The sequence below is a fragment of the Flavobacterium sp. W21_SRS_FM6 genome (assembly GCF_052119645.1).
Taxonomy (GTDB): domain Bacteria; phylum Pseudomonadota; class Gammaproteobacteria; order Enterobacterales; family Alteromonadaceae; genus Paraglaciecola.
In genome coordinates, this window is the sequence record NZ_JBGQOM010000001.1 from 185,244 (window position 1) to 197,389 (window position 12,146).

The 12,146-nt window shown below is 42.4% G+C and carries 13 protein-coding genes; 3 read left to right on the top strand and 10 right to left on the bottom strand.

Translation table 11 applies throughout. The annotated features are described in order from the left end of the window. Window positions 1-36: 36 nt before the first annotated feature. On the top strand, window positions 37-633 hold the full coding sequence (locus tag ACEN2L_RS00770; protein ID WP_306023530.1) for a phosphoheptose isomerase: 597 nt from the start codon (window positions 37-39) through the stop codon (window positions 631-633). A 1-nt stretch (window position 634) separates the two neighbouring features. Beyond that, window positions 635-1,213, top strand: a complete 579-nt coding sequence (locus ACEN2L_RS00775; RefSeq protein ID WP_441741256.1) for a BON domain-containing protein — start codon at window positions 635-637, stop codon at window positions 1,211-1,213. 439 nt (window positions 1,214-1,652) lie between these two features. Here the strand turns inward: ACEN2L_RS00775 and ACEN2L_RS00780 are convergent, their stop codons facing one another. The 9 genes from ACEN2L_RS00780 to ACEN2L_RS00820 all read right to left on the bottom strand — a co-directional run bounded on the left by ACEN2L_RS00780 (window position 1,653) and on the right by ACEN2L_RS00820 (window position 8,734). Continuing rightward, window positions 1,653-2,279 carry a hypothetical protein gene (locus ACEN2L_RS00780; protein WP_441741259.1) on the bottom strand — a complete coding sequence of 209 codons (627 nt, stop codon included), beginning with the start codon at window positions 2,277-2,279 and terminating at the stop codon, window positions 1,653-1,655. Between the two features lie 175 nt (window positions 2,280-2,454). Continuing rightward, window positions 2,455-2,853 (bottom strand): ClpXP protease specificity-enhancing factor, encoded by a 399-nt coding sequence (locus tag ACEN2L_RS00785; RefSeq protein WP_441741262.1) that lies wholly within the window; start codon window positions 2,851-2,853, stop codon window positions 2,455-2,457. Window positions 2,854-2,866: 13 nt separating this feature from the next. Then, a complete protein-coding gene (gene sspA / locus ACEN2L_RS00790; RefSeq protein ID WP_306023225.1) occupies window positions 2,867-3,499 on the bottom strand; it encodes a stringent starvation protein SspA in 633 nt (210 codons plus the stop codon). A gap of 193 nt (window positions 3,500-3,692) precedes the next feature. Next, complete coding sequence (locus ACEN2L_RS00795) at window positions 3,693-4,427, bottom strand: cytochrome c1 (protein WP_306023226.1); 735 nt, start codon at window positions 4,425-4,427, stop codon at window positions 3,693-3,695. Next, window positions 4,424-5,677 carry a cytochrome b gene (locus tag ACEN2L_RS00800; protein ID WP_441741267.1) on the bottom strand — a complete coding sequence of 418 codons (1,254 nt, stop codon included), beginning with the start codon at window positions 5,675-5,677 and terminating at the stop codon, window positions 4,424-4,426. Before ACEN2L_RS00800 ends, ACEN2L_RS00795 begins: the two co-directional genes overlap by 4 nt. A 16-nt stretch (window positions 5,678-5,693) precedes the next feature. After that, window positions 5,694-6,326, bottom strand: a complete 633-nt coding sequence (gene petA / locus ACEN2L_RS00805) for a ubiquinol-cytochrome c reductase iron-sulfur subunit (protein WP_306023228.1) — start codon at window positions 6,324-6,326, stop codon at window positions 5,694-5,696. A 273-nt stretch (window positions 6,327-6,599) separates the two neighbouring features. Next, window positions 6,600-6,992: a 30S ribosomal protein S9 gene (gene rpsI / locus ACEN2L_RS00810; RefSeq protein WP_306023229.1), complete on the bottom strand. Its 393-nt coding sequence runs from the start codon at window positions 6,990-6,992 to the stop codon at window positions 6,600-6,602. Between the two features lie 12 nt (window positions 6,993-7,004). After that, a complete protein-coding gene (gene rplM / locus ACEN2L_RS00815; protein ID WP_306023230.1) occupies window positions 7,005-7,433 on the bottom strand; it encodes a 50S ribosomal protein L13 in 429 nt (142 codons plus the stop codon). Window positions 7,434-7,852: 419 nt separating this feature from the next. After that, entirely contained in the window at window positions 7,853-8,734 is an 882-nt protein-coding gene (locus ACEN2L_RS00820; RefSeq protein WP_441741272.1) for a DUF1295 domain-containing protein, read from the bottom strand. Window positions 8,735-9,049: 315 nt separating this feature from the next. On the opposite strand from ACEN2L_RS00820, the gene ACEN2L_RS00825 reads away from it, so the two are divergent. Further along, the gene (locus ACEN2L_RS00825; RefSeq protein ID WP_441741275.1) at window positions 9,050-11,152 is read left to right on the top strand and encodes a trypsin-like serine protease; all 2,103 of its coding nucleotides are present in this window, start codon (window positions 9,050-9,052) and stop codon (window positions 11,150-11,152) included. Between the two features lie 77 nt (window positions 11,153-11,229). Here ACEN2L_RS00825 and mazG read toward each other — a convergent pair whose 3' ends face one another. Continuing rightward, entirely contained in the window at window positions 11,230-12,039 is an 810-nt protein-coding gene (mazG, locus tag ACEN2L_RS00830) for a nucleoside triphosphate pyrophosphohydrolase (protein ID WP_441741278.1), read from the bottom strand. Window positions 12,040-12,146 lie beyond the last annotated feature (107 nt).

Genomic DNA, 12,146 nt, shown 5'->3' on the forward strand with positions numbered 1-12,146 from the left:
ATCTAGCGTGCTAATTTGCACACAAAAGGGAACAAAATGGTAGAGAATATCAAGGCCAATTTTAACGAGAGTATCCAAACCAATATTGCGTCTATGGAGCTTCTTTCGGATGCGATTGCCGCAGCTACGTTTATGATGGTCAATGCCCTAGTTAACGGTCAAAAAATCTTGTGCTGCGGTAATGGCGGGTCTGCAATGAGTTCACAACATTTTGCTTCATTATTATTAAATCGCTATGAGCGAGATAGACCAAGCTTACCAGCCATGCCCTTAACCTCAGACAATGCCACGATATCCAGCATCGCCAATGATTTTCATTTCGACGAAGTATATTCAAAACAAGTCAGAGCCCTAGGGCAAGCGGGCGATATATTGTTGGTTGTATCGACGACTGGTCAGTCACGCAATTTAATCAATGCAATGGAAGCCGCATTGAGTCGGGACATGACCATTGTCGCGTTGACCGGCAGAGATGGGGGCGAAATGGCGGGATTATTGGGGCAAAGCGATGTCGAGATTAGAGTACCTTCTAACCGAACCTCGCGTATTCAAGAAGTGCATTTTATGATCATCCACTGCCTTTGCGAGGGCATAGATGATTGTTTGTTCCCACAAAATTTACAGGAGTTTTAGCATGTTAATATATAAAAATAAGACGGCGATTCTGGTATTGGCGGTGCTTATATCCATGCAAGGTTGCGCAGCCCTCGTTGTTGGTGCAGGCGTTGGTGCAGCCTCTGCAGCCCATGATAGAAGAACGTTAGGTGCCCAAGTAGACGATAAGACCTCAGCGAGTCGCATATCCGTTGCCTTAAGCGAAGTCGACGCCCTTAAAAATCAAACGAGTATTACGGTACAAGTGTTTAACGGTACAGCATTACTGGTAGGGCAAGCCCCGACAAACGAGTTAATTCAACTTGCTCAAACCACTGCCAGTTCAGTGAATAATATTAAAAAGCTGCATAACCAAATCCGTTTAGGCAGCCCAATATCCACAGGTGATGCAGCCAAAGATGTCTGGTTAGCGTCGAAGGTAAAAACCTTGCTACTTGCCGATAAGCGCATAGATGGTCTGAATATTGAAATTGAAGTCGAAAACGGCGAAGTATTCTTAATGGGCTTAGTTAGCCAACAAGAAGCTGATATAGCGGTCGATATCACGCGCAATATTGATGGAGTAAAACAAGTTGTTAAAGCCTTTGAGTATCTGTAAAGCGCAGTGACAATAAGCAAAAGTGCATAATATATAAGTACTAGCATTTTCTCTTGTTGGTTTGGAACTTAGTACACAGACGGCAACAAATAGTGAAAACTCAGAGTTCTAACTGAAAACTGGATCTTCTTAACTATTTAACTCGAACTGGCAAAATTAATAGTAATGCAACTGAGTATGTAGAACGCTTATTTGAAGAGGCTGATATAGTATATCCCATTGAGTTACTGCCTTGGCTAAGAGCTCTCAACTTAGCTGAAACCAAGAAGAACACTGCGATATACACCCGATTAAAAACGCCAGATAGGGCATTTCTATTTCATTAGATTTGCCCTATCGCACACAAAACAACTCATCAGATTTATAAACTAACTATCAGAGCAGATATTGTTCTGGATGGCGTATATCAGTTTAAAAATTATTCTAATGCAATCGCTCACTAATCACGGCAGTTACCATAGGCCTCTGCATAATTTTGTCCAAAACATTTTATGAAACGATCAACAATGTCTAAATTCGGCGGCCAATTGACTACAAATGGCGTTCCGTTACCATCTGTAGTGGGCAGATCATCGGGTTTAGGGATCACTGCTAATTTTTCTCGCATCGCTTTCAAAGAGCTTAAATCAGAGCGCAGAAATGCAATGCTGGCACTGACGTAAATATTCCAACCAGTATCATCTTCGCTAGACGTTTTTCTAGATTGCTCCATCAAGTCAATGGCCTCATTGTATTGCCCTACCTCTGCTCTAAGTTGCCCCTCGTGCCAAACAAACTCTTTAAGTTTATTTTGTGACAAAGAGTTTGTTTGGTAGTAAAGGCGAATTAAATCTGCGGCCACACTTAGACATCCCTCTTGATCTGCTACAGAAGGCCAACCATTTTCATAATCTTGATCAAATTCAAAAGGACTCATCGCTAACATCTTTGCTTGGTCATAATGACAAGTGTTTTCGACTACTGACGAAGCAATTCCAAGTGAAGCTGATGTTTCAGCTAAGCTTAGTGAGCCAAAACAAACACTTAAAATGAACGAGCTTGTTACTTTGTTTAATACTTTTAGCATGGTGCCATCCTTTAGCGATTGGGTAAATTAATAACACAGCCAGTTAATTTAAAGCAATTAGCTTGATGGTGGCAATAATTATTTATTAATGGCTGGAAAAGACTTGATGTAGGCTCAGATAGGCAATAAAAAAGGGCAACGTAGTTGCCCTTTCTAAATATGCACTGCTTAGCTGTTATTTCACTACTGTTAGTGTAGGCCGGCCTTTTTTACTTGGCGCTGGCGCTTCAGTAATGGCTTCATCAGGCATGTCAGAATCGATTTCGTCTTCTGCGGTAAACACAGTTCCAGCACCATTCTCTTTGGCATAAATAGCTAGCACCGCCTTACATGGAATGACCAAGTTACGTGCAACACCACCAAAACGCGCATCAAAAGTAACCTCCTCGTTGCCTAGCAATAATTTACCTGTCGAACTTGGAGAAACATTGAGCACGATTTGCCCCGCTTGCACATGTTCTTGCGGAACTTGCGTGCCAGGGTAGGTCGCATTGACCACCAAGTACGGTGTGAGATTGTTATCAACAATCCACTCGTAAAAGGCGCGTAATAAATAAGGTTGGTTCGGTGTCATCGGTTTTATAACTTTATAATGGGTTATGAATTTCGCGTTCTTGATCAGTTAAAGACGCCTTAAATGAACTGCGCTCAAATATACGTTTCATATAAGCACGAACATCTTTACTGCCATTACCTACTAACTCAATTTTGAGGGCGGGTAAACGCCACAACAACGGTGCTAAATAGCAATCGACTAAGCTGAATTCTTCACTCATAAAATAAGGCGTTTCAGCAAACAAGGGCGCTAAACTTAACAAAGCTTCACGTAGTTCGTTACGAGCAGTTTCAACATCGCCTTTGGCTTGTAAAATTTGCTCAGCTAGTTTGTACCAATCATTTTGAATTCTATGCATGGTCAAACGGCTCTGGCCACGAGATACTGGATAGACTGGCATCAAAGGTGGGTGTGGGAAACGTTCGTCTAAGTATTCCATAATGATGTGAGAGTTATACAATACTAACTCCCTATCAACTAAGGTAGGCACGGTGCCATAAGGATTTAAGTCAATTAAGTCTTCGGGCAAATTATTAGGATCAGTGTAACAAATTTCTACACCCACACCTTTTTCAGCCAATACGATTCTGGCCTGGTGACTGTATATATCTAAAGTATCTGAAAACAACGTCATGATAGAACGTTTATTGGTGGCTACAGCCATTTAACTCTCTCCTAAAATATCTCTACTCTATATCCGTTTGATTCAGATATAACACTTAACCAACTTAGCAGACTTAATTTGACCAGCTACTAGTGTGGCGACATAGACTAAAACTGAAAAGAAAGGGGCTATTCGCCCCTTACCATAAAATTTTGCGGATTATACATTATTTTTTGCCAATGCGTTTAGCAAATTAATGTACATCTCTCCAATATTCTTTTTTCAGTAGGTAAACCAACACGAGTAATACCAATAAGAACAACATCACGTAGCGGCCGATACTTTCAGATTGCAAACGGCTTGGCTCACCGGTGTACACCATATAGTTAACTAAGTCGAGCACAGCAGCATCATACTCTTCAGTGCTCATCACACCGGTACCATCAGACTTTAAGCCTACATGACGCTCAACCATTTCTCCGTCAACCATATGTTCTTCCGTTGCTTTAGTTGGTATCCCTTGTAACTCTTGGAGTGCATGAGGCATGCCGACTTCAGGGAAGACTAAGTTATTCACACCAAAAGGACGGCTATCGTCTTTATAGAAACTACGTAAATAGGTGTAAATCCAATCCGCGCCACGTACTCGAGCAACCAAGGTCAAATCAGGCGGTGGAGCGCCAAACCATTTAGCCGCAGACTCTGCAGGCATAGCATTGGTGATATGTTCGCCTGGCTTTTCCTGTGTGAACATCAAGTATTCAGATCCTAGATCGACTGGAATATCCAAGTCGGCAAACGTACGTTGATAACGTTGGTATTGCATCTGGTGACAGCCTAAGCAGTAGTTCATGAATAACTTAGCACCATTTTGCAGTGACGCTTTATCCGTTAGGTCATAATCTGCCTTATCCAAGTGTGCGTTACCGCCAGCTGCAAACACACTAACTGGCATCAACAAAGATAGTAGGACTAATAGTTTTCTCATTCTGTAATCCTCGCTGGTACCGGTTTACACTTTTCATTCTTACTGTAAATATACAACAAACCAAAGAAGCCAAAATACATGATAGTAGCGATTTGCGATGCTGTAATTTTCCAATTTTCTTGTGGAGTACCACCTAGGTAACCTAAGAAAACAAATACCGCTGCAAACACAAGTAGATTCCATTTATGCAAACCACAACGGTAACGCCACGACTTCACTTTACCGCGATCTATCCAAGGTAATAGAGCCAAGGCAATGATTGCAGCAAACATTGCAATAACACCACCCAACTTGTCTGGTACCGCTTTCAAAATCGCATAGAAAGGCGTGAAGTACCATACTGGGAAAATGTGAGGAGGTGTTTTTAAAGGGTTAGCAATCTCAAAGTTGGGATGTTCTAAGAAGTATCCGCCCATTTCAGGATTGAAAAACATCACGTAACAGAAAGCCAACAAGAAGAAAGCAAAACCAACAAGGTCTTTTAACACTATATGGGGGAAAAATGGGACGATATCATCGACGATGTCATACTTGTTAGTGTAATACTCGTGAATTTTAAACTTGGTTTTTTCCTCTTCGCTCAGTGAGCCTTTCTTACGTTTCACGTCGGTACCGTCAGGGTTGTTTGAACCCACTTCATGCAACGCTACGATGTGTAAGAAAACTAAGATAACGATAACCAAAGGCAGTGCAATAACATGTAATGCAAAGAAACGGTTAAGCGTTGCGCCTGAAATGACGTAGTCACCTTGGATCCATATCACTAAATCTGGACCAATGACCGGAATAGCACTGAACAGTGAAACAATTACCTGAGCACCCCAATAGGACATTTGTCCCCACGGTAATACGTAGCCCATAAATGCCTCGGCCATAAGCGCTAAGTATATGAACATACCAAACAGCCACAATAACTCACGTGGCTTTTGATAAGAGCCGTAAATCATGCCGCGGAACATATGTAAATACACTACGATGAAAAAGGCTGACGCACCTGTACTGTGCATGTAGCGTAAGATCCAACCGTAATCGACATCACGCATGATATATTCAACTGAGGCAAAGGCACCTTCAGCTGTCGGGTTATAACTCATGGTCAACCAAATACCTGTGACAATCTGGTTAACTAATACGATGGTAGCTAAAAAGCCGAACATGTACCAAAAGTTCATGTTGCGCGGCGCTGGGTATTGAATCGCGTGTTGGTTTGCAACGCGCATGATCGGTAAACGATACTCGATCCAATCCATTAGGTTTTTCCACATATTATGCTGCCCCTTCTTCAGAACCAATCAAAATAGTATTGTCATCCAAATACATGTAAGGCGGCACAACTAAGTTGAGTGGTGCAGGTACATTTTGGAAAACACGGCCTGCCATATCAAACTTTGAACCATGGCAAGGACAGAAAAATCCTTCTTGTACACCTTCCACATATTCAGCAAATGCACCATCTTTTAGGTGCTGGGGAGAACAGCCCAAGTGAGTGCAAATACCCACTAACACCAAGAATTCTTCTTTTAGCGAGCGATAACGATTTTTAGCAAACTCAGGTTGCTGGGCTTCCTCGGAATTCGGATCTTTCAACTTATCTTCATCATCAGCCAACGATGCTAATAATTCAGGTGTCCTTCTGGCGATCCACACAGGCTTACTTCGCCAAATAACGCGAATTAACTGACCTGGCTCGATCTTGCTGATATCTGCCTCAACATCAGCACCAGCAGCTTTCGCTTTAACACTGGGGTTCCACGATCCAATAAATGGCACAGCTGCGCCAACTACACCGACACCACCTACTACAGAAGTAGCAACCGTTAAAAAACGGCGACGACTGTTGTCTTTAGGTTGGTTTTCGGTTCCAGACGAATCATGCGCATCTAAAGATACATTGCTCATCCAATTTTCTCCGAGGGTTGCAATTGCTTAAACTTAGCTAGTAAAGAGTAATAATTCTTAATACTCAAAAATAGAAGTAATGGTTTTACTATTAACCGAAAATGATAAAAGAAAACCCACACAAAAGACAAGGCTTTCGTCAATAAATCGAAGAATTACTGATACTTACTTGGCTAGTTATGGATTTTCGCTTTAACACTTTCAATTTGCTCAAATTACAGACAAAAAAAACCCAGCCAGAGCTGGGTCTTTAAATCTGTATCTCTGCAACGATTAACGTTTAGAGAATTGCGGTTTCTTACGTGCTTTATGAAGACCGACTTTCTTACGCTCAACTTTACGTGCGTCACGAGTAACAAAGCCCGCTGTACGTAGTGCTGGACGAAGAGTTTCGTCGAATTCCATCAATGCACGAGTAATACCGTGACGAATTGCACCAGCTTGTCCGCTGATACCACCGCCCGCTACTGTTACGTACAAGTCAAACTTCTCAGTCATTTCTAACAATTCAAGAGGTTGACGTACGATCATACGCGCTGTTTCACGACCAAAGAATACATCTAAAGGACGTTTGTTAACCACAATGTTTCCGCTACCTGCACGAAGAAAAACACGAGCGGTAGAAGTTTTGCGGCGGCCTGTGCCGTAATATTGAGTATCTGCCATGTGTAATGCTCCTTAAAGGTCTAGTACTTGAGGCTGTTGAGCAGCATGTTTATGCTCAGGACCAGCGTAGACTTTCATTTTGCGGAACATGTCACGTCCAAGAGGACCTTTTGGTAACATACCTTTAACCGCTTTTTCAATGATCATCTCTGGTTTGTGGGCTTGTAACTTTTCAAAGTTAGTCTCTTTAAGACCGCCTGGATAACCAGTGTGTGAGTAGTACATTTTACCCTGGGCTTTATTACCAGTTACACGTACTTTCTCAGCGTTGATCACAACAATGTAGTCGCCTGTGTCCACATGAGGTGTGTACTCAGGTTTGTGCTTACCGCGTAAACGGCTAGCGATTTCAGTCGCGATACGACCTAATGTTTTGTCCGCGGCATCTACCACGAACCAGTCACGTTTTACCGTTTCTGGCTTAGCAACAAAAGTTTTCATCTAAAATTACCCAAAAAATTAATGTATGTTACTTGGTTTCAGTCAGTTAAAAACGCCACCTAAGTATCGTTTTTACCGCCAGAAACCGCTTAAAATCAATGTTTTGACCCCTTCGAGTCTATTGATTCTTCCACTTTCCCAAAGTGGGGGTAACTGGGCAGGTCGCGGATTATACAGAAGATAAGAAAAAACGCGAGAGTATTTGTATAAAATTTCAAAGCCGAGATTCCTTCGCTTGCGTCATTAAAGTCGACCAATAGCCAATCTCGACCGAGTTGTAAGCTAAACCACTTTCACGAGCTAGCCTGCCTGCCAATTTCAGACGAAAGTCTTGACCCAAATGCTCGGCGCTATTGATTTTACAGCTGTCAACAGGCTCTCATGACTAAGCAATAATGTAATAAAAATGAGGCTCAATATTATTTTAGAAAGTTAGGCAGCAAAACAGGCGTGTTGTTCTTATAGTGTTGATACTCATCCAGCCCCTGCCAACGTTCGTCGGCTTTTGCTTCCAATAATGGTATACCACTAATTTTTGTCAGCAGTAGTACCACAAAAAAGGGCGAAAGTAATGTCATGTACTGCCAACCTTGTAAGGCTGGCAAAGCGAGTAAAGCAATACCAAACCACAATATAATCTCGCCAAAGTAATTAGGGTGGCGCGAATAACGCCATAAACCCTGACAGATGAATGGAGTTGGTTTTGTTTCCTGACGTTTGAATTGACGCTTTTGTTGGTCAGCAATGATTTCAATAGCAAAACCAAGTATCCAAAGTAGGATGGCGATCACATCAATCATGGTGAGAGACACTTTTTGCGCCGAACTTATTGCCGTGACAGCGCAGCCAGCGGTCACTATTATCCAGAGACCTTGAACGGTCCACGCCAATAAAAATCGCATAAAATCATGCTTAATACTATCAAAACGCGAATCGGAACCATCCTGCCCTACCCGCTTAAATAGAAACAGCGACAATCGCAAGGCCCAGATGCTGACTAAAACGGTCAATAGCAACGAGCGCATATCAAATTGGTACGTAGCCAAAAACATTCCACCAACAAAAACTAAATAGCTCACACCGCCTACCAAATCGTAAAAATGCTCTGTTTTTTTGATGTAAGCAGGAAAAAAGGCTAACCACTGAATGAGGAAAACAATCAACACCGCCATGACAAGAAGCGGTACAGCTGTAAATTCACCAATATTAAATTGAGGCCCATACTGGCCACCAGCCCATGCAAAAAGTAAGGCTATTAGCACCACGAAAAATAAAACTAGACTAGTTTGGATTTTGCTCATCGATAATGGCCTTTCAGTGATAGGTAGTCTTCTCTACGTGTGCAGGGGCAAAATTAGACTACTTTATTTTTCGATGCGTTTTTGTTTCAACGTTTGAGTCATTGAGTGTTTGTTAAACCTTTCTTTTAACAATACGTAAGAAAAAGCGTATTTTGATGTTTATTCGCTTTTACAACAACAAAATATATAGCAAAGTGTCCGCCAATCTTGTTTGGCCTGACAAAATAAGAGCATCTAACCTACCCACTTAACTTTAGAATGGTTTTGGGATTGCAAGTAAACTTCGTTTTGTTGTTAACGTAAAAAAGGATCATCATGAAAAAAAGCATGAGTTCAACAGTAGTTTTAGGGCTTATCGGTAGCATCTTTTTATCTTCTACTTTGTCATTCGCTAGCAGTTTGTCGTCAGATGTGAGCGCTCAAAGCAAACATAGTCTCGCCACAACTAAAATTGTAGGCGGTCAAGAAGCTGAATCTCAAGATTGGCCGTGGATGACCGCATTTGTCTTTACTTTTGAAGACTTTACTACATCCCTTCGAGTAGATGACCAATCATACACTTCGAACTATTTCAGCGGAGGTGGAAGCGGCATTGCTTCTGGTAATATAGTAAGTTGCGGGTTAGGTGGACCGCCTGAGACACCATGTGTCAATGCGACGGGCAAGGTGTGTTTGATCGAGCGAGGAGAGTTAAATTTTTCGGATAAGGCGCTTAACTGCGAAGCTGGTGGTGGAGTGGCTGCCATCATTTACAACAACGAAGCGGGTGAAATTTCCGGTACCTTAGGTGAAGGTTTCAATGGCACTATTCCAGTCGTTGCTGTTACTCAAAATATTGGATTGCTGTTACTTGAAAGAGAGGGGGCGTTTGCTGAGGTGAACGTTTCCAGTACCTCTGAATTACAACAAAGCGCCTCGTGTGGCGCGACATTTTTAGGCGAAAAATGGGTTTTAACCGCCGCCCACTGTGTTGATTCACCGAGTGCCTCTCTTTTCAAGATGAACGTAGGTGAATACGATTTATCAGAGGGAGCAGAAAATGCAGTTGCCATTAAAAACATCTACATCCATCCTCAATATGATGCAGATGCCATCGATTATGATATTGCTTTAGTTGAGTTAGTCTCTTCGGTCAACTCCCAAGCAGTAACGTTGGCGAGTCAATCAACAACTGATCTCTATGCCATCGAAAATAGTCCAGCCATTGTAGCAGGCTGGGGAGGCCGAGTTGGCTATGCCCCTGGCGAAGGACCCACTTCAGATTATCCAGACATACTCCATGAAGTAGAGCTCAATCTGGTTACTAACGATGAATGCCGCGCAATATTGGCTGAATCAATTGGTACAACAGCGCTAAACACAGGCGTTACTAGTAGAATGATTTGTGCCGCGCAAGCCACTTCAGGCAAAGGTTCGTGTCAAGGTGATAGTGGCGGTCCTCTGGTCATACAAACTGGCACAGGCCCCGAGCAAGTCGGTTTGGTCAGTTGGGGGATAGGCTGTGCAGCAGCGGGCTATCCTGGCGTATTTACTCGCGTAGCGGAATTCACTGACTGGCTAAATGCCATTCAAACGGGTATTGCCATCACTCAAAGTTTTGATTTCGGTGTATCACCTTCAGGTGTAAGCCAATCAGCAACTTTACAGCTAACAAACAACTCTGATTTTATTGTTGATTTAGGGTTTACGCTTACGGGTAGTCTTGCCTTTAGTCTAGGCACTGATACTTGCTCTAACTTAGCGCCTAGCGCTACCTGTGAGTTAATAGTCAATCTCAATGGTACGCAGGCTTCAGATATAAATGCCTCTGTAACAATACAAAGCAATAATGCTGCAGTACCTGCCAGTAGTGCTGTGTTATCTGCGACTGTCATTAACACCGCTTCAGCACTAGCGGGTGTAGCAGGTCCCGCTAATGCAAACGTGAGATGGTATTCGGGCGGCAACAGAAACTGGGAAGCAAACCCAATAGAGAATGGTGTGCAAAGTGGCCCTATTGGCAACAACCAAGAAAGTATTATTACTGCATTTATTTCGGGCCCAGGTACCTTAAGCTTTCAGTGGTCGGTTTCTTCAGAGGAAAATGAAGATGACCCAAGCGATCCTTATGACGCCTTATATTTATTCGTCAATAATGAAGAGTTTGATTTTATCTCAGGTGAAGTCGAATTTGTAACCTACCCAACAATTACCTTAAATACCGACACCAATATCGTGACTTGGACTTACCGTAAGGATCCTGCGACCATCAGTGGTGATGATAAAGGCTATTTACGAAACGTAGTTTTTACTCCAACCCCGGTTACAACGACATCCACTCCAACGGCTCCCACCTCCAATAATGGCGGCGGGGGTGGCGCAATCAACTGGTTGGCGCTTCTATTATTAACAGGTCTGCGTTTATTTAGAAAAAAATAAAAAGTGTTTTATTACCCACTTTGGTGTTTACAAAGTGGGTTTACTTTTTATTGTTTGAGGGCAAAGCTAAGCAAAACCTAAGTTTTTAGTTGCTTTTTAACTTGCTGCCAGACTTCTTCCATTTCACGTACTGAACAATCGGCTAGATTTCGGCCCAAATCGACAAAATGCCGTTCTAACAAACGAAAGCGTTTTTCAAATTTAATGGTTGCCTTTTGCAAGGCGCTATCAGCATCAACATGTGTATGCCGTGCGAGATTTACTGCAGCGAACAGTAAATCACCCACCTCCTCTTCTACTGCTTGAACATCTACTTGAACGGCTTTTACTTCTGCCAGCACTTCATCCACTTCCTCATAAATTTTATCAACTACGCCTTCAAGCTCAGTCCAATCAAAACCGACTTTGGCGCATTGTTGTTGAATTTTTTGCGCACGTTTTAATGGTGCCATGCCACTTGGAATATTGGCTAAAATGCTGGTATCAAGGGCTGGTGTTTTGCTTAGCCTCTCTTGAAATTTAATCGCTTGCCACTGGGCATCAAGTTGTTCAGCTGTTAGTTCGACTTTTTCAGCAAATACATGGGGGTGCCGGCGGATTAGTTTTTCGCATAAATGCTCAGCAATACTGTCAAAATCAAAATGCCCTTGCTCTTGGCCAAGTTGTGCATAAAAGATCACTTGAAATAACAAATCAGCTACTTCGTCTTTTACATCATGCATATCACCGTTGTGAATTGCGTCGGCGACTTCATAAGCTTCTTCTATGGTGTGTGGTGCAATACTAGAGAACGTTTGTTTGCTATCCCATGGACATCCATTCTCAGGATCACGTAACTGCCTCATGATGCTGCATAAGTGCTCACTAACCGTAAGCTTATCTGACATTATTAGCTCCCATTTAAATTTCCTTCGGCCGTGTAGGCCTCTTCTCAATCATGACATCCTCATTTATAGAACGCTGAAACAAATATCAATTAGTTAACTTGATTAAG